At 47.1% G+C, this 24,891-nt stretch carries 20 protein-coding genes; 10 read left to right on the plus strand and 10 right to left on the minus strand.

Going from position 1 to position 24,891, the window contains the following annotated elements; translation table 11 throughout:
- Positions 1–163: 163 nt before the first annotated feature.
- The 3 genes from OSC7112_RS34570 to OSC7112_RS17660 all read left to right on the plus strand — a co-directional run bounded on the left by OSC7112_RS34570 (position 164) and on the right by OSC7112_RS17660 (position 6,261).
- Positions 164–3,358, plus strand: a complete 3,195-nt coding sequence (locus OSC7112_RS34570; RefSeq protein ID WP_015177181.1) for a sensor histidine kinase — start codon at positions 164–166, stop codon at positions 3,356–3,358.
- Positions 3,359–3,639: 281 nt separating this feature from the next.
- On the plus strand, positions 3,640–5,448 hold the full coding sequence (locus OSC7112_RS17655; protein ID WP_015177182.1) for a PAS domain-containing sensor histidine kinase: 1,809 nt from the start codon (positions 3,640–3,642) through the stop codon (positions 5,446–5,448).
- A 315-nt stretch (positions 5,449–5,763) separates the two neighbouring features.
- Complete coding sequence (locus tag OSC7112_RS17660) at positions 5,764–6,261, plus strand: hypothetical protein (RefSeq protein WP_015177183.1); 498 nt, start codon at positions 5,764–5,766, stop codon at positions 6,259–6,261.
- Positions 6,262–6,342: 81 nt separating this feature from the next.
- On the opposite strand, the gene OSC7112_RS17665 is transcribed toward OSC7112_RS17660, so the two are convergent.
- The gene (locus OSC7112_RS17665) at positions 6,343–6,834 is read right to left on the minus strand and encodes a WbuC family cupin fold metalloprotein (protein ID WP_015177184.1); all 492 of its coding nucleotides are present in this window, start codon (positions 6,832–6,834) and stop codon (positions 6,343–6,345) included.
- A gap of 76 nt (positions 6,835–6,910) precedes the next feature.
- On the opposite strand from OSC7112_RS17665, the gene OSC7112_RS17670 reads away from it, so the two are divergent.
- Positions 6,911–8,134 carry a tetratricopeptide repeat protein gene (locus tag OSC7112_RS17670; RefSeq protein ID WP_015177185.1) on the plus strand — a complete coding sequence of 408 codons (1,224 nt, stop codon included), beginning with the start codon at positions 6,911–6,913 and terminating at the stop codon, positions 8,132–8,134.
- A 140-nt stretch (positions 8,135–8,274) separates the two neighbouring features.
- Here OSC7112_RS17670 and OSC7112_RS17675 read toward each other — a convergent pair whose 3' ends face one another.
- Positions 8,275–9,147, minus strand: coding sequence for an S-methyl-5'-thioadenosine phosphorylase (locus tag OSC7112_RS17675; RefSeq protein ID WP_015177187.1), 873 nt, complete (start codon positions 9,145–9,147; stop codon positions 8,275–8,277).
- Positions 9,148–9,356: 209 nt separating this feature from the next.
- Between OSC7112_RS17675 and OSC7112_RS17680 the strand changes: the two genes are divergently transcribed.
- Positions 9,357–9,563 carry a hypothetical protein gene (locus tag OSC7112_RS17680; RefSeq protein WP_015177188.1) on the plus strand — a complete coding sequence of 69 codons (207 nt, stop codon included), beginning with the start codon at positions 9,357–9,359 and terminating at the stop codon, positions 9,561–9,563.
- A 289-nt stretch (positions 9,564–9,852) separates the two neighbouring features.
- On the opposite strand, the gene OSC7112_RS17685 is transcribed toward OSC7112_RS17680, so the two are convergent.
- The 4 genes from OSC7112_RS17685 to OSC7112_RS17700 all read right to left on the minus strand — a co-directional run bounded on the left by OSC7112_RS17685 (position 9,853) and on the right by OSC7112_RS17700 (position 13,071).
- Complete coding sequence (locus OSC7112_RS17685; protein WP_015177189.1) at positions 9,853–10,692, minus strand: Tab2/Atab2 family RNA-binding protein; 840 nt, start codon at positions 10,690–10,692, stop codon at positions 9,853–9,855.
- Between the two features lie 285 nt (positions 10,693–10,977).
- Complete coding sequence (locus OSC7112_RS17690) at positions 10,978–12,183, minus strand: adenylate/guanylate cyclase domain-containing protein (RefSeq protein ID WP_015177190.1); 1,206 nt, start codon at positions 12,181–12,183, stop codon at positions 10,978–10,980.
- A 21-nt stretch (positions 12,184–12,204) separates the two neighbouring features.
- Positions 12,205–12,747 (minus strand): carboxymuconolactone decarboxylase family protein, encoded by a 543-nt coding sequence (locus tag OSC7112_RS17695; RefSeq protein WP_015177191.1) that lies wholly within the window; start codon positions 12,745–12,747, stop codon positions 12,205–12,207.
- A gap of 78 nt (positions 12,748–12,825) precedes the next feature.
- Positions 12,826–13,071 carry a hypothetical protein gene (locus OSC7112_RS17700; protein ID WP_041622597.1) on the minus strand — a complete coding sequence of 82 codons (246 nt, stop codon included), beginning with the start codon at positions 13,069–13,071 and terminating at the stop codon, positions 12,826–12,828.
- Between the two features lie 258 nt (positions 13,072–13,329).
- On the opposite strand from OSC7112_RS17700, the gene OSC7112_RS17705 reads away from it, so the two are divergent.
- A complete protein-coding gene (locus OSC7112_RS17705; RefSeq protein ID WP_015177192.1) occupies positions 13,330–14,598 on the plus strand; it encodes a valine--pyruvate transaminase in 1,269 nt (422 codons plus the stop codon).
- 228 nt (positions 14,599–14,826) lie between these two features.
- Entirely contained in the window at positions 14,827–15,387 is a 561-nt protein-coding gene (locus OSC7112_RS17710; RefSeq protein ID WP_015177193.1) for a Uma2 family endonuclease, read from the plus strand.
- Between the two features lie 48 nt (positions 15,388–15,435).
- On the opposite strand, the gene OSC7112_RS17715 is transcribed toward OSC7112_RS17710, so the two are convergent.
- The 4 genes from OSC7112_RS17715 to OSC7112_RS17730 all read right to left on the minus strand — a co-directional run bounded on the left by OSC7112_RS17715 (position 15,436) and on the right by OSC7112_RS17730 (position 22,281).
- On the minus strand, positions 15,436–17,607 hold the full coding sequence (locus tag OSC7112_RS17715; RefSeq protein ID WP_015177194.1) for a caspase family protein: 2,172 nt from the start codon (positions 17,605–17,607) through the stop codon (positions 15,436–15,438).
- 207 nt (positions 17,608–17,814) lie between these two features.
- Positions 17,815–18,996, minus strand: coding sequence for a sulfate adenylyltransferase (sat, locus tag OSC7112_RS17720; RefSeq protein WP_015177195.1), 1,182 nt, complete (start codon positions 18,994–18,996; stop codon positions 17,815–17,817).
- Between the two features lie 163 nt (positions 18,997–19,159).
- Positions 19,160–20,401, minus strand: a complete 1,242-nt coding sequence (locus OSC7112_RS17725) for a DUF6745 domain-containing protein (protein ID WP_015177196.1) — start codon at positions 20,399–20,401, stop codon at positions 19,160–19,162.
- Between the two features lie 407 nt (positions 20,402–20,808).
- The gene (locus OSC7112_RS17730; RefSeq protein ID WP_015177197.1) at positions 20,809–22,281 is read right to left on the minus strand and encodes a site-2 protease family protein; all 1,473 of its coding nucleotides are present in this window, start codon (positions 22,279–22,281) and stop codon (positions 20,809–20,811) included.
- Between the two features lie 33 nt (positions 22,282–22,314).
- On the opposite strand from OSC7112_RS17730, the gene OSC7112_RS17735 reads away from it, so the two are divergent.
- From OSC7112_RS17735 to OSC7112_RS17745, 3 genes are all read left to right on the plus strand, one after another.
- The gene (locus tag OSC7112_RS17735) at positions 22,315–22,989 is read left to right on the plus strand and encodes an MBL fold metallo-hydrolase (RefSeq protein WP_015177198.1); all 675 of its coding nucleotides are present in this window, start codon (positions 22,315–22,317) and stop codon (positions 22,987–22,989) included.
- A gap of 304 nt (positions 22,990–23,293) precedes the next feature.
- Positions 23,294–23,854 carry a sugar O-acetyltransferase gene (locus tag OSC7112_RS17740; protein WP_015177199.1) on the plus strand — a complete coding sequence of 187 codons (561 nt, stop codon included), beginning with the start codon at positions 23,294–23,296 and terminating at the stop codon, positions 23,852–23,854.
- 188 nt (positions 23,855–24,042) lie between these two features.
- The gene (locus tag OSC7112_RS17745; protein WP_015177200.1) at positions 24,043–24,507 is read left to right on the plus strand and encodes a hypothetical protein; all 465 of its coding nucleotides are present in this window, start codon (positions 24,043–24,045) and stop codon (positions 24,505–24,507) included.
- The last annotated feature ends 384 nt before the right edge of the window (positions 24,508–24,891 follow it).

Below are 24,891 nucleotides of genomic sequence, written 5' to 3' on the forward strand. Positions count from 1 at the left end.
GTCAGCAGTCAACAGTCAACAGTCAACAGTCAGCAGTCAACAGTCAACAGTCAACAGTCAACTCCCCACTCCCCCAGTCAGGTGAGTCGTCAGGAGGAAGCCCGATCGCCCCAAAGCCGCCTAAATTAAAAACTAGGAATGGAGGATTCGATCGTACCTAAACATGAAACTGCTCAACCGCCGCACTCGAACGCTTCTGTACACCGGCATCCTGGCGCTGGCCTACTTTGTTACCGGAAAACTCGCAGCGTCGATGCTGGGACTGGTGAAAGCCGAACCCTCCCCCGTGTGGCCGCCCGCCGGTATTGCTCTAGCGGCACTGCTACTGCAAGGGCGACGGATGTTGCCGGGAATTGTCCTCGGTTCAGTGCTGTTAAACTCTACCGGCGGTATACCGTCGGCTGTCATTGTCACATCGGCTTTTAGCGTCACCCTGCAAGCGCTGGCTGGAGAGGCTTTACTGACTTGGAGCGGATTTTCTACCAAACTCGATCGACTGCGAGATGTTCTGGGTTTGGTAGCGGGCGCTGTCATCGGGTCTACTTTCCTCGGCTCTATCCTCGGCAACTTGGGTACGTGCATTTTTGGTTGGGCTCAGTGGAGCAATTTCTCTCGCAACTGGTGGACTACGTGGCTCGGAGACGGCATGGGAATTTTGATTGTGACGCCCCTGCTGCTGACTTTGAACCACCTCGTTAACAGTTTTCAATTTCCACTCAAACTCAGATCTTTCATTATTCTCAATTACTTGTTTAGGAACAGGCAAGATGCCTGTGAAGCGAGAGATGAATTTTCTGGTGGAACAGGCATCTTGCCTGTTCTCGATGGTGGTGTAAAATGTGAGATTAAACCTGGGAATATTTCAAGATTAAAAGCATTTTTTAACTGGGTAAATTCCAAATTACAATTGACTAATTACCAAGGATTAATTACTAATTATCGACCCAGATTTTCTGGATCTGAAAAACGCTATAATCTTCTATTTTTCATTTTTAATTATTCAGAAATAGCGCTCTGGCTGACTCTATTGCTGAGCGTGAGCTGGCTGTTTTTTTGCTCAAAAACACAAGCGGCGATCGCTCTGTATCCGCTGGAGTATCTGCCTTTTCCTCTGATAGTTTGGGCAGCCCTGCGGTTTCAACCGGCGGGAGCGATTTTTGCTTATTCGATCGTCTCTTGCATCGCGATTTGGGGAGCAGTGCAGGGAGGCGGCCCGTTTTTGGCCAAAAGCGATAATCTCAAACAGGCGGTTTTATTTTTACAAGCTTTTACCGGTACGATCGCCCTTGTGGCTCTGATGTTGGCCGCCGCCGTAGCAGAACGCCAGCAAGCGCTGGTGGAGGTGCGCCGCACGGCCGCCATGCTGCGGGATCGCGAAGCTAGTTTAGCCAACGCTCAGCGCATCGCTCAGTTGGGAAATTGGGATTTAAATTGCCCCGCCCTCACAGCAACTGACAACTGCCAAGAATCTGCAGAAGATCGTATATCCAATATCGAATTGCGGTGGTCGAACGAACTTTACCGCCTCTTGGGTTTTGCTCCGGGAACTGTCAAACCGACACCAGAAGTTTTTTTGCAGGCCGTACATCCAGAAGACCGAGAATTGGTGGCGCGATCGCAGCGCCAAGCTATGTTTGAGCACAAACCCTATTGCATTAACTACCGAATTGTGCTGGCAGACGGCTCGGAACGCACTGTCTGCGAACAGTCGGCAATTGAGTCAGGGGCGATCGCGGCCACAGTCCAAGACGTTACCGAACGCCACCGCGCGGAAACCGCTTTGCGGGCGTCCTCCGATCGCGATCGCTTGCTCTCAGAAATCGCCCTGCGAATTCGCAACTCCCTCGACCTCGAAGAAATTCTGAATACTACTGTTGCCGAAGTCCGGCAATTTTTCAAGGCAGACCGCGCTTTTATCGGTATTGTGGAAGCGAACGGAGTACATCTTCCCAGCCCGGTGTACGGTAAGGTTGTGGCCGAGTCTGTGGATGCCCAATGCCGTTCTCTTTTGGGGTGGGTACTCGCTGACGAGAATCACCTCGAAAACCAGAAAACTTTTTATGCTAACAACCGCGTCCGAGCTATCTCCGATACTGCTAGCGTTCAAATCAGCGTTCCAATTGCCCAATTCTACAGCGACTATCAAATTCGCGCGACTTTAAATGTGCCGATCGTCCTGGGGGATGAATTGTTCGGAATCTTGGCCGTCAACCAGTGTTCGGGGCCCCGCCAGTGGCAGGAATTTGAAATTGATTTGTTGGAAAAACTCGCTACCCAAGTGGCGATCGCCCTACAGCAAGCCCAACTTTTGCAGCAGGTAAAAGCTCTCAATGCCAACTTGGAATCTCAAGTGGAGGAACGCACCCGCCAACTACAGCAAAAAATGCACGAGTTGCAAGAAAGCAACCGCCTCAAAGACCTATTTTTGCACGCAGTTTCTCACAATCTCCGCACTCCTGTTATGGGAATGTTAATACTGCTGAAAAATTTGCTCAACAAATCGCCCTCTGACTCTCTACAAGATGTTCCGGTTTCTCGATCGATTTTGCAGCGCATCGTTCAGGCCAGCGAACACCAGTTGACTATGGTTAATGCCCTGCTCGACGCTCACGCTAGCGAGGTCAAAGGGATTGTTCTCAATACTGTACCGCTGGATTTGCCGTCTTTAGCTTCAGCCATTATTGCCGATTTAGAACCGATGCTGGCCAAAAATCAAGCAACTTTGACTCAGGATATTCCGGCGGATTTGCCACAAGTCAATGCCGATCGCCAACACTTGCAGCGGGTGCTAGAAAATCTGTTGACTAATGCTATTAAGCACAATCCTCCGGGAGTCAATATAACTTTTAAAGCAGAGGTAATTGCAGTTGAAACAGCGCTAAGTTATGAAGAAAATTCACAGGCTTTAAGATCGCCCAATAATCCGCTTGCCCGCTGTATCGCTAACGGGATATCTGCTGCGGGCGATCGTCCTAGGATGGGCGAGACCACCCAGAAAAATCAGGAAACCCTGGCCAAATTCAACCTCGACGGTAGTTGCAAAATGCCCCGCTATCAGGGTCAAATTGGCAAGATCGGCAGCAAATTGCCCGGAGTTACCGTAAAAATGGTTCGCTGTACTGTAACAGATAATGGAGTGGGAATCAGCGCCAAACAGCGGGAATCTCTCTTTGAACTTTACGTTCAAGACCCTAATAGCCGACAATTAACAGGGCTGGGTTTGGGACTGTACCTGTCCAAGCAAATTATCAAAGCTCACGGCGGCTTCATCGGTGTCGAAAGCACTCCCGGCGGTGGTTCGACTTTCTGGTTTTCGCTACCTGTTGTCAACTCGGACGAGCCCTCTTTCTCAATCTAAAATCTCAAATCTCAAATCTAAAATGGATGGAGTGGGAATCAGCGCCAAACAGCGGGAATCTCTCTTTGAACTTTACGTTCAAGACCCTAATAGCCGACAATTAACAGGGCTGGGTTTGGGACTGTACCTGTCCTTTGCAAATTATCAAAGCTCACGGCGGCTTCATCGGTATCGAAAGCACTCCCGGCTGTGGTTCGACTTTCTGGTTTTCGCTACCTGCTGTCAACTCGGACGAGCCCTCTTTCTCAATCTCAAATCTCAAATCTCAAATCTAAAATGGTATGAACTATTTGGGCAATGCAAAATCAGTTCAGGCGTTAACGGTTTACGAGGTGTGGCGCGATCGCTTCCTCCGAGATCGGCTGCGCCCTGCTGTCGGAATTGCCATCTTTTTTGCCTTCACAATAACTGTCTATTTTATGGGCGAAAGATTCTTCGCTCGCCAGGATTTTGAAAGTGTTTATTTGTACACGAGCGCTGCTGTAGAATTGGGTTTGTTGACCTGTTTTGTGTTGCAAAAAACCTCCTTCGGACAGCGCTATCCCGGTTTGCTATTTTTGGGTTTTTCGTGGTCGCTGACGCTGGTTGTACAGATTGGGCTAGCTGTCGCACAAGCCGGGGAATTACCAATTTTTACCTGGACTTTAGCATTTCTGATCCAAGCTACGCTGATGCCGGTTCGCTGGCGCCTCCACCTGATTTCTCAACTCGGCGTTTTGTGTTGCCACGTCGGGATAAATTTGGTTTTAAATCTAAGTTTTGCTAAGTATACTCCTTTTAAGTTGACCGGGTTGTACTTATATTTGTTTTGGTTTTGTTTGATATGTGACTTGTCCGTTTATTGGTACGAATGTCTGCAACGGACAGAGTTTAGTACGAGGCGTGAGTTGGAATCTGCTTACCAGCAGTTGGAGGCGGCGGAGGCGAAGTACCGCAGCATCTTTGAGAATGCCGACGAGGGGATTTTTCAAAGCACTCCCGATGGGCGTTATATTACTGCAAATCCAGCTTTGGCGCGGATTTACGGCTGCGATTCCCCGGAAGAAGTGACGGCAAAGTTTACTGATATTGAGCGGCAGTTGTACGTCGATCCGGCTCGCAGAAATGAGTTTTTGCGATCGATCGAGGAAAGTGGCACAGTATCGGATTTTGAATCTAAAATTTACCGCTCAGACGGCAGTATTGTCTGGATTTCTGAGAAGGCGCGGGCGGTACGGGACAGCAGCGGCGCCGTGCTTTATTATGAGGGTTTAATTGAGGATATCACGCAGCGCAAACAGGCACAAGAATCGCTGCGGCTGTTTATCCACGCTCTTTCTCACGACTTGCGAAACCCGGTAGCGGGAATGTTAATGGTGCTGAAAAATTGGCAGACGAAAACCGGGGATTCGATCGCAATTCCCCGTTCTGTTTTGGAGCGGATGATTCAAGGTAGCGAGCAGCAATTGCGCTTGATAAATTCGCTGTTGGAAGTTCACGCCGGGGAATTGCGCGGTTTGGTTTTGCACTGCGATGCCGTTGATTTGAGGGCGATAGTTGAAGCTGCTGCGACCGATTTGGAGCCTTTAATGAATGAGGGTAAAGCTACTTTTAAAAATTTGGTTCCCGATGATTTGCCAGCCGTGAATGCTGACAAAACTCAGTTGTTGCGCGTCCTCTCTAATTTAATTGCTAATGCTTTGAAACACAATCTACCCGGACTGAATTTAACAGTCTCGGCTCAAGTAATCAAGGCTGGGAAATTAACTATCAATCAAAGAACAGCAAAACAAGACATTGACAAATTACCGATTACCAATCCACAATCCCCCATTACCAATCCCCAATCCCCAATCCCCAATCCCGGAAGTAGGATGATTTACTGTACGGTGGAAGATGACGGGGCGGGAATATTGCCGGAACAGTGCGAAAATCTTTTTGACCTTTATGTTAGGGGCGATCGAGCCCGACACTCCGTCGGTTTGGGTTTGGGTCTATATCTTTGTCGGCAAATTATTGGTGCTCACGGCGGCCAAATTGGGGTAATTAGCACTCCCGGTGCTGGGGCAAGTTTTTGGTTTACTTTGCCGCTGGCTGAGAATTTCCGTTAATTTTTTTGTATTTTAAATTACATTTAATCTAGCAATCGTCCCAGATATTTAGAACGTTATTAATTGCTGAAACCGTTGCGAAATATGCTTCTTCCTTCTGCCTGCGGCTATACTTTTCTTGTGCCGTGGCGGGTGCTTTTTGAGTGGTTCCATCCAAATCAGTCGATCGGAATATTTCCCTCGGACTATTGATATTAATTTAAAACCGTGGTATAGTTACCCAAATGTTTTTCAACAAAAAATAAATTTCCAATCTTCACATTTTCTTTAGAAACATCATTTAATCTAGAAAATATCTAAAACTAGATAAAAAATATGCAACTTATGTTTATCGAGCAAAGCTCAGAAAATACAGCTAAAGACAATGCAGCTAAGTACGACTCAGCTCAATATAACGAGCGGTCGTTATCAACTTTAATTCGGACGCTCCGTCTTTCCCAAGGTTACTTTTCTTTCGTTTTAGTCAACTGCAACTCGCTGGCTTTGCGGCAGCAAATAGTCGATCGGCTGCAAGTAAGTTGTCCCGTGAAACCGCAGCAACTATTTTTGCCCGAATCGGCGACAACTCTCTACAGGACAATCGCAGCAGAAATAGACGGGGAACAGCCTCCAGCTTTAATGCTCCTCGGTTTGGAATCAGTGGAGGCGATCGATCGATTGCTCGTTTCTACCAACCTCTTATGCAGCGAATTCAGCAAAACATTTTCGTTTCCCCTCGTCTTTTGGGTGACGGATGAGCTCCTGAGAAAAATCATTCGCACCGCCCCAGATTTATACAATCGGATGACGACAATTAGATTCATCAGTAATTAATAATCAGCCCATCGATTTTAGATTTTAGATTTTAGATTTTAGATTTTTAACAGTCAACAGTCAACAGTCAACAGTCATTAGTCAAGTGTTAAATTCCGCTTCCCAAATCAGAACCAATTCTCGCGCCGCCGCAGTTCCCTCAACAGGAAAACTTGCCAAAAAGTCTTTATCAGCCGCCACGTCGTAAGGCCCTTCCTTAAACTCCAAAATCACAGTATCCTGTGTCAAAGCTACTAACGTGTGAATAGTGCCCTCTGGCAGTTCGACAGCGCGAGTCGGGCCGGTCGCGCTGACTCGCAAGGAGCGCAGGATTTGACCGTTTTCGTTCAAAATAACAATACCGACTTCTCCTTGAATCACCACAAAAAACTCAAAACCGTTAACGGCAGGCGGGCGCAGGTGTTGGTGAGGGCGGACGTAAGTGCCCGGTTGCAGCACGTTGACAAACCGCTGCACTTTTTCAGATAAATCGTGGAAATTGTAGTTTTGTCGCTGGCGGGGACTGCGGCGGGAGGAAGCGGCAACTTCGTCTAGCAATTCTTGCGTCAGCAATTTGATCGGAGGGGGCTGCACAACAGATATCCTGTATTTAATAGTTTTTGAACAAATGGGCTAGTCTGGGATCGTCGTTATCAGCATCTCTTGACACATGAAAATCGCAAATCAGGTGCGTATCACTAAGGCAAGGCGTTTGTCAAGTATCTTTAGAAAAAGTATTAGCCCGATCGCCCTTTTGACTATTCTAGTCTGCGCCAGTAGCGTTTCTGCGTCTGAACCGAGGGTGACACTGTTGGTTCAGCAGCAATTCTCACAGCAGCAATTTAAAGAAGAAATTCGCGATCGAGTTCAAGAAGAAGTTGACATTGCTTTCGGGCGCACGGCGGTACTGCTTAACGGGCTGGTAATTGCCCTAACTTTTTTTCCGACAGCAGCCGGAGTAGGGGTTTGGTTTCTGTTAAACAAATTGTCCAAGCAGACAACAATTGCCCGCCAAGAAATTGAAAGTCTCCATTACGATACAATCTCTCAATTAAAACTATTAATTTCGGACGCTGAAACTATTTTAGGCGAAATTCAACACCAAAGTCACTCGACCGAGGCAGAAACAGACCTTTTATTCCCCGATGCCCAAATTCAAGAATTTGCTCCGGTTAACTATGGCAATTACCAACAGCTATTGACGGCCGGCGACTATGCTAAACAGGGAGATGCTTGTTTCTTTGAAAATCGTTATCAAGATGCGATCGCCGCTTACGATCGGGCCCTGCAAATTCAGCCGGATTTAGCCGATACTTGGAATAACCGAGGAGTAGTGCTCACGAGAATGCAGCGGTATCCAGAGGCGATCGCCTCTTACGAACAAGCTACTACAATTCGCCCCAATTATCCCGATGCTTGGAACAATCGAGGCGTGGTATTGTTGGAGTTGCAGAAGTACCAAGAGGCGATCGGCTGTTACGAACAGGCAATTCAAGCCAAACCCGATTATGCCGATGCTTGGAACAACCGAGGCGTTGCTTTTTCCAAAATGCAGGAGTACGAACAAGCAGTAATTTCTTACAATCAAGCCCTACAAATTAAAAATGATTATACTGACGCTTGGAACAATCGAGGCGTTGCACTCTCCAAATTGCAAAAATACGAAGCGGCGATCGCTTCCTACGAAAATGCTGCCAAAATTCGACCTGACTTTTACAGAATTTGGTACAATAAAGCCCGATGTTATGCGCTACAAGGTAAAATTGAATTAGCTATTGAAAATTTAAAGCGCGCCCTCAATCTCAATCCGAATGTGTGTAAAGAGTTGGCAAAAAGTGAAGCTGATTTGGAGAAGATTCGCGAACACGACGCATTCAAGCAGTTGATAAGTTAATCGTTCAGAAATAATCGTAAACTATAGGATAACGAATAGGTCGTAAGATGAAATGAACCGCGAAGACGCTAAGGACGCGAAAGAAGAGAAAGAAGGGATGCAGTTTTTCCTTCGCGCTATTTGCGTCTTTGCGGTTCGTTTTACAAATATTTCTGCAACAACAAACCCATTTTCTCCTTAGTGGCGGCCGGCACTCGATCCAGCCGAGTCAGAATTGCATATTTTAAAGCTGAATGTGCATCAGATACGGGGGGATTTTCTGTTAGTCTACGGACTGTTTCTTGAATGACTTTTTGAGCATTCTCTGCATTGCGGTGCAAATTTGCTATTACCATTTCTACAGTTACGCTGTCGTGTTCGGTATGCCAGCAGTCGTAGTCTGTGACTAAGGCTAAAGTTGCGTAGGCAATTTCAGCTTCTCTGGCTAATTTTGCTTCCGGCAAATTTGTCATCCCAATGACTGTGGCATCCCAACTGCGGTAAAGGTTTGACTCTGCTTTTGTGGAAAACGCGGGGCCTTCCATGCAGACGTAGGTGCCGCCCCGGTGGATGTTAACGTCGGGGAGGTTCAATGATTCGATCGCACTTGCCAACACTTTTGCCAATTCGCCGCAAACCGGATCGCCGAATGTGATGTGACCGACTATTCCTTCTCCAAAAAAAGTAGAAACTCGATTTTTTGTGCAATCGATAAACTGATCCGGCACTACCATATCTAAAGGTTTCGCCTCTGTTTTCAGGGAACCAACCGCCGACGCTGAGATTAAATACTCAACTCCCAAACTCTTCATGGCATAAATATTTGCGCGATACGGCACTTCGGAGGGCAAAAAAGTGTGGTTGCGGCCGTGTCTAGCCATAAATGCTACGGGCGTACCGTCCAATGTTCCCACAATGGCGGCATCGGATGGCGATCCAAAAGGTGTATCAATTTTCACCTCTTCAATATCCTTGAGGGCCTCCATTTTATACAAACCGCTGCCGCCGATAATTCCGATTTTTGCTTGTGCCATTTTTACCCTCTGCTTGAGTTTTACCACAGTGATTCTATCGGGCCATCGTTAAGTTGGCGTAAAGATAATTGAAGATTTCGTGACAACAGTCACCCGACATACACTATTTTGTCACAAATTATATGTGATTCTAATCACAAATGACCTTCACAAAATCTTTAAAAATAAAGGTACATAGTTCTGTTACTTATTTTTAGCGTGTTAAGACCATGACAGTCAGCTCTGCTAACCTCCCCAAAATCTCGATCGAGGCGATCGTCGAGCGCATCTTTGCTTTTCGCCAGATTACCCCCCTTGACAGACGGCTGCTGAAATCAGCAATGCTAGCCCAGAAAGGTCTCAACGAAAAAGACCAGTGTCACATCAACCGAGTGTGTCAAGGCATCCAAAACGGCTTGATTTTAGTTGTAGAATAAATTTGCAGCACGATCTCTTGCTAGCTCAACAAGCTGTTTTAAAATTTTTGTCTGAGTCTGTATCTGCTGGAACTGAAGTTCGGGCGGTATGTTACCATTTTTCGGCGCGCGATCGCTCGACATCACAAATAATATTATTTATATCGTTTCCGGTTGCATCAGAATAATAAAATCGAGTCAACAGTTAACACTCAACCATTGAGTTTTTTGACTCCGAGTCAACAGCCAACAGCCAACAGTCAACAGTCAACGATCGTTTCGCTCGTACAACCGGAATGGATCTTACATCTTATCGATCAAAATTCAACAGCCAAAAGCCTGTATAAGTCATGCCACTATCATCTGGCTGCACTAACAAAAAATGCAATCCTTTACTTAATTGCTTGCGCTGTTGGTAAATTTGGGCCGCAGCTTTCACCTCGCTATCTTCAAAAGTAGCCACAACCCACCTATCTACTAACCCAGCTTCCAATATCAATCCGTCGGGTTCTCCAGCGATATAATTCAAAGCGAAAGGTTTGGCATCCTGAAGCCATCTAGCCAACCGCATAGACTGGCGTCCGCCGTCAATCACAACTCCCGGTACGGGTACTGTTGAGGCCAAGCCCAAATTCAGCGGTAACAGGAATTCTGGCATTTCCAAAATTGGCAGGGGACGCCCTTGGAAAGCCTCTTCAATGTCGCCGGCGGGTAGGGAAGCAAAACGCCAGCCATCGCCCCAGAGGTTTTCGGGTAAGGGTACCGGCGGCGGCGAGTCGAGGGCGATCGCGCTGTAAGTTTCACCTGTATAATTAGGCATACTCGAATATTCTTTTGCGCGTTGTTGCAGCAGCAATTTCAGAGCCGGAGTGCGCCGAGTCGCTTCCACCTTGACGCCCAAAACTTTGCCCGCAGCTTCGATTAAGCCCAGAGACTGAGGCCTAAATACTTGAATCAAGTCGGGCAAATTGTGGGTTTGAGCTTGCTGCTGCAACTGCGAAGCTAGCCAATTAGAATTTGCAGCCCCCTGGCTACAAACTGCACTAAATTGGAAACTGCCTTCCGAGTCGCAAATGAAGAGTTCCCACAGTGGTTTGCCAGTTTCGTCTTGGAGAGGGCGGCGGTAAAAATCGGCTTGCCAAATACGCATAAATAATTAAAAAATAAAATCTACAACTCGATAATTTTAATATAGCGTGGTGACAATACGATACAATACCGAACTGTGAAAAAAACTTCGAGCGATATATTCTTAGTTCATAGTGGATTTTTATTTCCAAATCTAACACCCGTTAAAAAAACTGCAACTGTAGGCAGGTGTTCCCAACGGTGCTAATAATCAGTCATTCCCCATTCTAAAATCTCAAATCTAAAATCTAAAATTGTATAAAGGCTCGGCTTGCCATCCTTCATTAGCAATTAGTCATTCCCAACATTATTTAAGATGGCGAACCAAATACATATCCAATTCGCCCTTATTTTTAGCATAAATTTTTCCTCGGTATTCGCATTCAAAAAAATCTCTAACTAATTCAAACGTGTCGTGAGAGATATTGATATTTCCAGGGACGCCGGAAGATTCCATCCGAGATGCAGTATTAACTGTATCTCCCCAGACATCATAGGAAAACTTTTTATGCCCAATTACCCCAGCAAGTATTGGGCCTGAATGAATGCCAATGCGGATATCCCAATAAGGGATATTTTGTTGAGCTTTCTGCAATTTTCGCAAATCCATGAACTGTCGAATTTCTATGGCAGCAAGTACAGCGTCAAATGCGTGTGTTGGGCGAGGCGTAGGAATTCCCGCCGCACACATATAGCTGTCGCCAATAGTCTTCAGTTTTTCCATAGAGTATTTATCCATCACGCGATCGAAATAAGAAAAACAATAATCTAGTTCGTCAACCAACTCTCGCGGCGTCATTTTTTCAGATAACTGAGTAAAGCCTTTAAAGTCAGTAAATAAAACCGATACGCAATCATAATAAAGTGGTTCCACTTTGCCGTTATTTTTGAGTTCCTCGGCAATTTCAACCGGCAGCACGTTCAACAGTAACTGATCGGATTTGTGCTTTTCGGCATCGAGTTCGGAATACAGCCTATTTATCTCTTTAAAACGTTCAGCATTGCGGATGGCTGAGGATAGTTGCAAAGCCAAAAGATAGCCAATCCGCAAGTCTTCTTGAGTGTAAGCTCTCGACTTGGTTGTGGCAAAATTAATTGTCCCTAAAATCTTACCTTCGCTTTCCAAAGGAATGATAATTTGCGAAGCGTAGGGGGATAAAATAGCAGTAGCACCCGCTTCTTGAATTAATTGAGGTTGACGTGTTGTGAAAGCTTTGTGAATAGGGCCGCCCTCTGGGAGGGCTGCAATATCTACAGGGATATGTCGGCCGAATAAGGTCATGCAAGCGTTAGTGCTGTGCAGGCAAACGCTACAGTGTTCAAAGTCGAGCAACCATTTGGCTTGCTTGCCTACTACCCGCAAAATCTGGCCCAGATCGAGGGTGCGGTTAATGGCAGTTGCAACTTCGTTGACGGCGGAAATGCGGATGGAAAGCGCTTGAGCTTCTGCTAACAAACGGCGGGCTGTCAACAGAAGTTCTTCTCGATCTTGATCTTCTAGCCGATCGCCCATAATATGGGTATAAAATATAGATTACAAAGCATCTATTTCGAGGGCTATTGCATCAGTATATCGGTTGACAAAGCTAAACAAGTCTGCTGTTGCAATAATCTCAAATATTTCAGAATCATCTAGCCCTAAATCCCGCAGGTTTTGGTAATCATTTTCTGTCATTTCCAGGGGTTTTGTAGCAGCCAGCAAGCCAAAGGTAATTACGGCTTTATCGCGTTTTGGCAAAGGGCAGTTGGCAAAGTCAGAAACTAGGGTTCGCAGTAGTTCTTCGCTCATCCCCAAGGCTGACAATCCGTGCAGGTGAACTTGGAGAGCGTACTTGCTATTATTTGATTGGGAAATAGCGACGCCGACCATTTCTTTAAGCGTGCGGGGTAAGTCTCCTTGCAGGATTGTTCCCCGGAATTTTTTCCAATTTGCTTCTAATAAGTCAGGGTTGATTGCCATTGACTTGAACAGGTTGGGGACGATGCCAAACCCCAAGTCTGTCAATATTTCTTCGTACACTGCTTTGGCTTTAGGATCGGTAAGTTGCTCGTATTCTATAAGTGGAAAGTGTGTCATTGTTGTGTTAAATTTTACGGCAGTTAATTTTGATGTGGGTTTATAGATTGTCGATGTAACGCCACTCAAACGCTGACGTTACGAGCTATCTTGGCTAGAGTCGGATTGATGATGAAATGCACCGCTGTCAGCAAACCGCGAATCCTGATAATGAGCTAGCAACAAATCTGATGCTTGAGGCTGGATTAAACCTGCAATTATAGCAGTAACCGGAACCCATAAAATTCTGTTGCGATCGGGTTTTACGGCTAATTTTAAATTCTCCCAATGGTTATTGTCAAGTATCGGCAATTCATCTGGCGCGACGGCGTGAAATCTTACCACAACTCTTGAAGGAGAGATGGCTGTTCCGTTCGCTAATTTTTAGGCAAAAAACACTGTTCGATCGATCGAACTCCACAAATGGCGACAATCTTATACTCCGGCGCGCGCAGGGGAAAAAACAAAATGCTGTGCGATCGAGTTTATTGAATTAATCAGACGCTCGATGACAACCCATGCTCCAGACAAGCTAGGCTAACGCCTGCGACTGGAGTTATCATGGGTAAACTGTAAACTTCTATCATTGTCGCTGCATTTGCTATGAACCCTGCCCTGACTCAATTTGGCGCTCAGATGTCCCACCTCACGGGAGTTCGGGCAATTATGAAAGATATTATTGAAACACTCAGAGCCGGCAGCGGGCAGGAGTTTATCAATTTGAGCGCCGGAAATCCGGTGATTTTGCCGGAAGTCGAGCAGTTGTGGCGCGACTGCACTGCGGAACTTTTGGCGAGCCCGGAATACGGCGAGGTGGTTTGTCGCTACGGTTCCAGTCAAGGTTATCAGCCGTTGATCGATGCGGTATTGGCAGATTTTAACCAGCGTTACGGGCTGAATTTGACGGATCGCAATATTCTAATTACTCCCGGAAGTCAATCGATCTATTTCTACGCAGCCAACGCTTTCGGCGGCTACACTACCAGCAAACAGCTTAAAAATATCGTCCTACCGCTGAGCCCAGACTACACCGGTTACGGCGGCGTTAGCTTGATTCCCGAAGCGGTAGTCGCCTGCAAACCCACCCTCGATATTGATGCAGCCGCCCACAGGTTCAAATACCGCCCGGATTTCAGCCAACTGTCGATCGACCAAACCACCGGTTGCGTCATTTTTTCCCGTCCCTGCAACCCCACCGGCAACGTTCTCACCGACGACGAAGTTAAGAAAATTGCCGATTTAGCGGCCGCTTTCGACGTGCCGGTGTTCGTTGATTCCGCCTACGGCCCTCCCTTCCCGTCCTTGAATTTTACCGAAATGACGCCGATTTTTGGGGGCAATATCGTGCACTGCATGAGTTTGTCGAAAGCCGGATTGCCGGGAGAAAGAATCGGAATTGCGATCGGCGATGAAAAAATCATTCAAATATTAGAATGTTTTCAGACCAATACGTGCATTCATTCGCCGAGATACGGACAGGCGATCGCAACTCGTGCCATTGCTTCCGGCGCTCTTGCCGATATTTCCATCAACGTAATTCGCCCGTACTATCAAAGCAAATTTGCGATCGTAGAAAGCACTCTAGAACAAGCAATGCCGAAAGATTTGCCGTGGTTTTTGCACCGGGGCGAAGGAGCAATTTTCGCGTGGTTGTGGCTGAAAGATTTGCCAATGACTGATTGGGAACTGTATCAAGAGTTGAAGAAAGTCGGCGTAATTGTCGTGCCAGGAAGTTCTTTCTTCCCGGGTTTGCGGGAAGATTGGCAGCACAAGCACGAGTGTTTACGCATCAGTTTGACTGCAACAAATGATGAGATTGAAACTGCCATGAAACGCTTGGCTCAAATGGTTGAAAAGGTTTATCAGTCATGAGTAACGGGTGATTGGTGATTGGTTATTTGTTAGCGGTCACCAATTACCAATAGCCCAATTATCAGTTACCGATTATAATGACCAAAGCATCCAGAATACAATCCCCCGGATTCATCCTGGGGCTCAATTCTTCAAATCTAAAATCTAAAATCTAAAATCTAAAATCGATTGACTTTTTCCTTGGCAGCTCGACTACAATTGAAATAACAATTAGTAGCGCGGTGGGTTATGGCAGTGCAATTACTCAAAAGGTTGTTGACCGTAGAAGAATATCATTTAATGAGCAAAGCTGGTATTCTTTCCGAGGGCGATCGGGTAGAACTGATAGAAGGAGAACTGATCCAAATGGCAGCAATTGGAACTCGTCATGCTTCCTGTGTGAGACGGTTCATCGGACTGTTGAGCGAAATTCCCAGTAACCGGGCTTTTCTGGATGTGCAAAACCCCATCCAGTTGAGCGATCGCACCGAACCTCAACCTGATGTAGTATTGCTCAAACCCCGGGCTGATTACTATTCAACAGCACATCCAGTACCGTCAGAAGTTTTGCTGTTGGTAGAAGTATCCGATCGCACGGTTGATTGCGATCGAGATGTGAAAGTTCTGATTTACGCTCGATCGCTGATTCAAGAAGTCTGGCTCCTAGATATAGAGGCACAATGTTTAGAAGTTTACCGCCAGCCAACTCCTAATGGTTACAGTTTAATCCAAAAATTTTGGCGGGGTCAACAAGTTGCGTCGCTCGCCTTTCCTGATTTGGAAGTGAATATCGATTTCGTACTGGGATAGATTCAGATGATAGGTTATGGAAAACATTCCCAAGTCTCCATTCCTCAATTAAACCACCCGATAAACAAAACTCAGAGTTGCCCAAACATTCACATCCAAAGCCAAATCATCCGTCGATATCCCCACTTTCTCTACCCCCGGAATGCTAGCCGCGTGCAAATCTTCGAGTACCGCCCGCGCCACATTTAAAGGATTCACCAACACTCGAATTGGCAGGGAATCCCTCGTTTGCTGCATTTCGGCTTCTATTGCAGCCAGAGTTCGATCGAAAGGACTCTCACTAAATATAATCACAGTTTCCGCAAGTCCGATCGGCCCAGATACCGCCCACCCGCTCCCCCCAGCCGCCGGCAGAGTCAAATTCTCCCCAGGAGCGATCGCCCGCGACATCCCCGCCACAGAGTCTTTGCCCTCAGCGCCGAGCACGGACAGCCGTCCCCCGCTGTCCGAGCAAAACACCGCAAAGTAAACCGGGCGACCGCTGTCGTTATACAATCTGTACCGAACTCGGCTGCCTTCTGTTAAACTTAGTATATGAGGGCTGGCGGATTTCTCACTTTCCCCGCTCAGCGGTTCCAGCCGATAATCACCGCCGGCCCGCACCGGCTCTCGCTGCGCCACAGCCCGCGCTTGCGGTGCAGTAGTTGCCAGCACCGCCCGCACCTTCAGGCGCGAAGACCCCTCATTGACTGTCAGCCGCAGCAACTTCCCAGCCTGCAGCGCTTTCAACTGCGGAGTCAAGCGCTGCACCGCCACCTTGACTGCTTCTCCCCCGTCGCCCTCAGTATCGGGAATCAGCGTTTGAGCCAAAGAAAACAAACCGTAACGGCTTGGATACAAAGCAGGCTCGTGAGGCGAGACTGTTTCGGCTAAAGTCGTTTCCGGGACTCTGCCAAACCGACAGTCAGCCAATTGCTCGCTGCCTACCGCCGAAACTTGCGGCACAGTCGCAAAGGCGCTGGTAGCGTCCACCCGCTCGATGCGTTCCAAACCCGAGTCCAAAGCTACTGTCAAACCGATGTTTCGCGGCAATACCCGAATTTCTTCCGTCACCACTTCGCCGACTGTTAATTGGCCGTCTGTTAGAGCAGACCCATCTAAAACTTGCGCTTTAGCAGAGATACCAGTGCGTCCCCGCAGCAAAAGCCTCGCGCCTTCGGAGGAATCCACTGCAAACACAGAACCCCCGCAGCACTCCAAAACCGAGGGCGACAACCCGCCCAGCCACAACTGCACAGTTTTGCCACCCTCTTCCAGGGCCGTCACAGCGCCGTCCGATGCAGGGGAATTGAAGATTAAATTTGAAAAATTCACCGCCGGCGCGGTTGTTAAATCGTGATTGAGAATTTGCGGTTGTTGCGATAACCCCGTGATTTGCTCGACCTTACCCGCAGCGCGACTGAAATTGACGCTGAAGCTGCTAGCGGGAGTTGCCCACCACAAAGTTTGGGTGAGGGCGTAGGTAAACAAACCTGCGGTAAATCCGCCCCACTCTTGTTCGGTGGCGAGTTGGGAATCCGCGCCTGCGGCAAGTACGGCGGTGGCAGGACGGAGATTGGGGCGGGAGCGGAGGTCTTCGGCAAACGTTAATTCTGCGAGGCGAGGCTCGCCGATGGTGGGGCGGGGGCGGGAGCGAATGCGAAAATTGCCGTTTGTGGGGAAACCCCGATAGTGGTAGCTGGTGTCGAGGATGGCGATCGCATTTTCTGTCGCGAGCGATCGCATCAACAGCAACAGCGTTTCCTCTAAAATATCGTTCACCGCCCGGTTTGCTAACAACGGCAAAACATCATCCGCCGGCACCAAACTGTTTTGCATTTTGCCGGGAGACTCGCCCAAGCTGACTCGGCTACCGCAGCCGCTAAAGTGAAAAACTACCACGTCACCGGGTTTTGCTTGTTGAGTCAAGTGAGTCACAAAAGCCGTCTCGATATTGTCCCTCGTAGCTTGAGCGTCAGTCAAAGTCAAAATGTCCGACGGCACAAACCCAAACCGATATATCAGCAGTTCCCGCTGCATTTCCACATCCGTGACGCAGCCGTGCAGGGGCGAGTCTGGATATTTGTCAACGCCCACCAACAAAGCCAATTTCCGGGCTGTCGGCTGCGCTAAGGCTTGGTGGTAGCGCGAACCCAACGGCAGCCACAGGGCCTCGCTGATTCCAATGGCGGCCAGCACCCGGCCAGCTTGCTGCAAAAATTCCCGCCGCTTGAGTCCCATTTTTAAATAGCTTTGAATTTTAAGTTTTGAATTTTAACTTAAATTCCCCTCAATAATTTTAGGGAAATTAATTAGATTGTGAGTATTTAGCATGAAGGGAGTTTTTAAGTTTTAACTTTTGAGCTTTAAGTTTAAAATTTCCCATTTAAAACTCAAAACTCAAAATTCCAAACTCTGCAGAATGTCGCCCACACCAAAGTTCAAGATTTAAATCTCGTAATTGAAAATATTCATTGCCTTGGCTAATTCTGCGGCGACTTCCGGCCGGGAAAACTGCGGCGGCGGCAATTTTCCAGCGCGCAGCATTTCCCGAACTTTGGTTCCAGACAAATGCACCCGTTGTTCGGGAGTGCTTGGGCTTGTTTTAGTTGTAGCCATTTGTTCCGTCAGTTTGCAATAGAAAGCGTGCTCGAATTTCATCGGCACAATTCCCAATTCTCCCGGCTCAAATTCATCAAAAATATGTTGGGCATCGTAAGTGCCGTAATAATCGCCAACTCCAGCGTGATCGCGCCCCACAATAAAGTGAGTGCAGCCGTAGTTTTTGCGGATTAAAGCATGAAAAATTGCTTCTCGCGGCCCGGCGTAGCGCATCGCCGCCGGATTAATTGCCAAAATTACGCGATCTTTTGGATAGTATTTTTCTAGCAGAATTTCGTAGCAGCGCATCCGCACATCAGCCGGGATGTCGTCTTCTTTTGTCGTCCCGACAAGCGGGTGCAGGAACAAGCCGTCTACTATTTCTAAGGCGCATTTTTGGATGTATTCGTGGGCCCGGTGAATGGGATTTCGGGTTTGGAAACCGACTATGGTTTTCCATCCTTTTTCTGTGAACAGCATTCTCGATTTCGCCGGGTCAATTTGGTATTGGGGGAAACGGACATCTAGTTCGCGTTCCAGCAGCCAAATGTCGCCTGCGAGGTTAACGGGCCCGGATTTGTCTACTACCTGGACACCGGGGTGTTTGAGGTCGTCGGTGCGGTAGACGTTGAGGGCTTCTTCTTCTTTACTGTAGTGGTATTTTTCTGCAAGTTCCAAGAGCCCGACAAATTCGCCCGCCGGCGAGTCGAGGCGCACTAAAGTGCCTTCTTTCAGGGTGTCGGCGACTGCTTGTGTTACCGAGAGGGTGATGGGAACCGACCAAGGAAGGCCGTTGGAGAGGCGCATTTGTTTGACGACCGATCGATAATCAGCTTCGTTCATGAACCCTTTGAGGGGACTCAGGGCGCCGATGGCGATCATTTGCAGGTCGGAGATCGATCGATCCGACAACTGGACTCGCGGCAAGACTTCTGCTTTGTCGAAAAATTCTTGTCTTTGGTCTAGTGTGGCAATGCGGTTGACCAGGATGCCGCCGTGAGGGGCAATGCGGTCTGAATGCTGGCTCATGTCGATTTGAAGTTGTGGGTTTTAGCTGCCAGAGTACATAGTATCAAGCGGTGGCTGCAATTCTACATTTTTTAATTGTTCTGGGCTTGTGCAGAACGCTGCTTTTGTGGCGCTGTAATTCTTGAACTGTAAGCTACCGCACTGAAAACTCTAAACTTTCCGGTCAAGTCTGCACTTGAAATTTTTCCGGATCGATTCCCCAATTTACCCAGCTAATCGCTTCTTTAGCCGTTAGCGAAGCCCTCGAAGAGGATCGCACTTTTGGCGGCACTCGCAAAACGTGAACCTGTCCCGTACTCGGACAAGTCATCTTTAACAAATAAATTGGCTCTATGTCAATATTATTCTCAATTTTCAACAAAGTATATTCTTGGTAGGGGTAGCCCCCCGTGGCTACCCACTTATCCAATTCTGTTGCTGGCAATTCTTGACAAATTCTCCGATAGCCGATCGCCTGAATCAAAACTCGCCGCACTTCGGCATTCTGTTCTGTTAACAGCCATGAAGCTTGCCAAGAGTGGGGCGGAACTTGACCGATTATTTCCGGCAGTCGGACGCCACGATAAGAGTATACACTGAACTTGTCAGCAAATTCAACCGCTGGTTGACCTTCTGCGTGGAGCAAATATTCCCTATCAAAATGAAGTTGGATCGGGCGATCGCACACAAAGCACTTTTTCTCAAACGGGTAAATCCAGCCGCAGTTTTCCACTAAAGATTTAAAGGCTGAGTATAAAGGGCGATCTATCTCCAAATTTAACACCTCTATACAAAATTCAACCCAACTTCCGTGACAGGCTGAAAGTTCGGAAGCTATGCAGTTATTGTTGTAAAATTGGCGGTTCAGGATGCTGTCCCAATCGCTACTATCTAATTCGCCGATCAATCTGTTTAGAAGTTCATCTTTAATTTGATCGTGCAATTGACCTATCCATTGGTACAGCGGGTCGTCAAGTTGGCTGTAAACTTGGTTTTGCAGTTCGCTGCCGAGTTTATACCTCAATTGATTGTACAATTTAGTGTGAATTTTTTTGATAATTTCCCTGCCCAGCTCGCTCCCAAAATCGCCTTCTATTAGCGGTTTAAAAGCTTGCAAAGCAGCGTCAGGGCTGTCAATCGATTTGAGATTTGAGATTTGAGATTGACTTGCGCGAGATAAATGCTCTTTCTTAAGGATTTTCGATTTTCGATTTGGGATTGATTCCACGGATCGATCGCGTGGCGGGTACCACCTTTGAAATTCGTGGTCACAGAAAATAATTTTCGGTTCTGAACAGCGGATGATGTTGTAGGCGGTGTTGATAGCCGCTGTAGCTTGCGGGCGATCGATCGGTGCGATCGAAAGTCCAATTTGTCGCCACTGCTCGCGATAAATCGGAATTAGCGCTGTTTGTTCTGGAGTCATTGCGATCGTTGGTACAGCTAGATTATTTGATTTGCGGTCAAACTTTTTAGAGTTCGCATCCGGTTAAAAAATCTACATTCCTGGAAAAACGCTTCGCAAAACAACCCGGTTTCTCGTTGTCGCGATCGAGCGTATACGACCAAATTACCTGTATAAACCTGGTTTTTGCATCCAGGACGGTTCGAGATAGAAAGCGAGTGAAAATAAACTCAACTGGCTTGTATAAAAACTTACACAAAAAAACCGGTTTTCTGCGAATAATCTTGGTTTGGTAGCGAAGTATCTAGGAATAAACCCAGTTTCTTACCCCTGCGTAAGTCCTAATACAGCAAATCTTGCAGAATTTGTGAACCTCTTTTTTTTGACTTCTGACTTCTCTCGCGACGATAACTAAATCATTCTTGATTCTAAACATTTAACCACTCAAGGAGTACCCTGGGCGCCGGCAACAAAATCATTAACAAAAGCCCGATCGCCATTAGCCCCAAAAAATCCCGCCGATTATCCAATTCACTGACATCATTCAACGCCGGTTCGTCGTTTAGTGGCGTGAAAAACAAAATAATCGCCCACAGCAGCAAACCCTGTTCCAAAAAAGAAAGCAGCAGCATACAAAATCTAGCAACTTGCCCGATCGCCATACTCGCTCGCTGACCTAACATCGCGTGTACAATGTGTCCGCCGTCGAGTTGTCCCACCGGCATCAAATTAAACGCCGTCACGATCAAACCCAAATAACCCGCCACCGCTACCGGATGCAAATCGATCGCAGTTTCCGCATTTAAAGCACCACCCAAGCTGAACTTGCTCAAGAGAGTCATCAGCAGCGAAAAATTGGGTTTGAAAGACTCAAAATTTAACATTCCCGACTTGTCGGACAGCGGTACAATAGTCGAATGATTCAAACCCCAAATTAATAATGGCACTGTCGCCACTAAACCCGCAAGGGGGCCGGCAATGCTAACATCAAATAAAGCTCGGCGGTTGGGAATTGGACTCCGTATTTGAATGAAAGCCCCAAAAGTTCCCAAGAAAAAAGGAATCGGTATAAAATAAGGCAAAGTCGTGCGAATTTGGTAAAATCTGGCAGCTAAATAGTGGCCGGATTCGTGAATTGCTAAAATTGCAATTAGAGCAAGCGAGTAAGGCAAACCCTGGAGCAACATTGATGGGTTGGACTGCAAAGCTTGTTCAGTAACTCCGGCAAATCCCGCCCCGACAAGCGTAGTCGTAAACACCGCGATCAGCAGCAAAGCTAATGCGAAAAATGGCTTGGTTACAGATTCGGTTTTGACAGGAGTTTCCCCTGATTGGTGGCTGGGATTGGGAACTATAGCAAAAAAAGGTTGACCGCTCAAGCTGTTTTGAAATACTACTAAAAAGCGATCGCCAAAAAGCCTCTCCACATTCTCCCGAATTGCCTGATAAGCCGCCTCCGGGTTCGTCCGCAACTGTCCGCGACAAATTACAGCCTGCGGCCGAAATTCCAAATCTCGCAAAAAGTAAATTGACCAAGGAAAACAATCGCGCAAACTCGCTTCTTCTGCAGCATCGATCGGGCGCAGGGGCGGTTTTGGCTTTGCAGGTTCAGTCTCCGAGTCTGCTACCTGCTCTGCAGTTTCGGCGGTAATTTTCTTGCGCCCCAACTGTACCAAAAACCAATACAAAAAAGGGCAAACCAGAAAAGGTATAATTACCAACTCCGGCGGTACAGTTTTGCTCGTGCCGTAAACTAAAATCCAACTACCCCAAATCAGCGCGGGCGCCATCATTACCAGCCACAGCAGCCATATCGGAGTCCTGGTGATGCGGCTGGTGCCGTTCTGCAACAAGAAGTAGGATATCAGCCCCAATACGAACAACCATAGTAAAAAGAACATAATATTTATCCCATTCCCTTCTGAAATACTTCCTTGAAACAACAGAGTTCAGTCTCCAAACAACCCAGGCCCGTGCTCGACAATATCCTTGCTTTCGGGCCTAACCGGGATACCCTGGGTGCAACAGCCTATTTCATTGTAGAAAACCAAACTAACATCCTGGTGGATTGTCCCGCTTGGGATGAGATTAACCAAACATTTTTGCGGGAACACGGCGGCGTGCGACTGCTGTTTCTCACCCACCGCGGCGCTATCGCCAAGGCGCGGGAGATTCAGGAAGCCACGGGGTGCGAGATCCTGATTCAAGAGCAGGAAGCTTATTTACTGCCGGGTTTGAAGGTGACGGTTTTTGAGCGAGAATTTGTTTTGAGCGATCGAATGAAAGCATTTTGGACTCCCGGCCATTCTCCTGGTTCCTCTTGCCTTTATCATAGTGGCAGCGGTGGAGTGCTGTTTTCGGGTAGGCACTTGCTCCCCAACCGAGAAGCGGCCCCAGTACCGCTGTTGACAGCAAAAACTTTTCACTGGCCCCGCCAAATTAACAGCGTGAAGTCAATTATCGATCGATTTTCGCCGGAAACTTTACAGTATATTTGTCCCGGTGCAAATACTGGTTTTTTGCGGGGAAAAAGATCGATCGATCGAGCTTTTGAGAAATTAGCCAATCTGGATTTAGCTGTTTGTTTGCAGTCAAAACCTGAACCATAAATGTATGCTGCAACATCAAAAAATGAGCTGATGCGCTAATTATAGCGGTAAGGTGCGCCTAGCGCACCTACATTATCCCTCTTCTGTCACTTTCGGTAGAGATTGCGATCCTACTCCTATTCTAATTAAAGTAGGGTGCGTCGCCGCCAGAATTCTGATTGTTGACGACTATCAACGAGCGACGCACCCTACCGCTATACTCTCGCCCGAAGTGACAAAAGAGAGTTATTCTTCAGTCTCTTTGAAAGGAAGTTAGTTGGTGAAGTAGCGGTTGCAACCGCCGATTCTTACTGTGGAAAAAACTGTGGAAAAAACCGAAAAACAAAAAATGCTCGCCGGCGAATTGTATTTAGCTGCGGATGAGCAATTAATTTTAGATCGCCAGCGAGCCCGCCGCCTCGCCCGAACCTACAATTCTACCCGCGAAGACGAACCAGACAAACGGTTAGAAATTCTCGCAGAATTGTTCGGTGCAGTTGGCCCAAAAGTTGAAATCGAGCCACCTTTCTACTGCGACTACGGCAGTAATATTTATGCTGGAAACGGATTGTATATGAATTTTGGCTGCGTGATTCTCGACTGCAATCGAGTTAACATTGGCGAGAATTTGCTGTGCGGGCCCAACGTACAAATTTACACCGCTCTTCACCCCACAGACCCGGAAATTAGGCTTTCTGGGCTAGAACTCGCCGCTGAAATTAATATTGGCAATAATGTTTGGATTGGCGGCGGCAGTATTATTTGTCCGGGAGTCACTATTGGCGACAATAGCACGATCGGCGCAGGCAGTGTTGTTGTCAAAGATATTCCCCCAAACGTCGTGGCGGCGGGGAATCCTTGCCGAATCATCCGGCATCTACCTTGATGTGGTACGATCGACACAATCGCGCGATCGGCTCCTTGGAGCTTAACCAAAAAATTTTAGGTTTAGAACAGCCGGTTTGAGATTTTTTACGTAAAATCCCCGAAAAGAACCGTGGAATAAATCTAAAATCTAAAATCTAAAATCGCTTAATTTCTGGTTCCCGTTTTCCACACTAGCAAGTTTTTCTTATGACGACTGCAACAGTTTATTCCAACGCTCCAGATCTCTGCACCGACGACTACATAGCCGTCGGTGTAGCTACCTGCTTCATCAAAGAAGAAGGCGAAGTTTTTGAAGTGCCCGTAATCGAAGCTATTCCCTCAGCAGCTTTAGAAGCAATTGTGAAGGGCATTCCCACATCCTATTTAATGGTTAGCGGGACGACTTTGGGAGCAGTGCTCGACGGCGAAACACCCAAAATGTTGCCAGAATTCCCGACATCAGCTCAGTTTAGCGAAGAATTTGCCTTTCGGGCGATCGCCGCTGCCCGCACTTACAAAATCCGCCCCCAAGCTCAACTTCACATTCCCTTGGGAACAGTTCGCAACGACTTTACTTATTCCTTAGAACGCAAAAGGGTGCTCAATTCCGAGCGCATCATTCGCACTGAAGACAATGTGAAACAGCACGAACACACTCACAAGGTTCTTTAAGCAAATCCCGCAACTGGGGCAATTTAGCTGCCTCAGCCAGCGGATGCAGCAAAAAAATTTTTGATTGTTGAGATATAAATTAAAGATTTAATAAGTTTTTTGTTCATTAATGAAGGAAAAACTTTTAATATTTCGTTATTAAGCAATACTGCGAACAGTTTTGGATTACCAACTGTAGAATAAGGGTTTCAAGGCAATTCGGCAATCGAACTATCAACGGAATATCTAGGGTTTCAGACTATGAACTAAAAACAGTCTGGACTATTGATTGAGACACGCACCAAACCTCTCAACCTAAAATGTCTACTGCTCGCATCACCTAAATAACATCAATTATTAACGACTGTAAAAAAGAATTAAGTAGTTGATGAAAATTTTTAATTT

The organism is Oscillatoria nigro-viridis PCC 7112 (assembly GCF_000317475.1).
Lineage (GTDB): Bacteria > Cyanobacteriota > Cyanobacteriia > Cyanobacteriales > Microcoleaceae > Microcoleus > Microcoleus nigroviridis.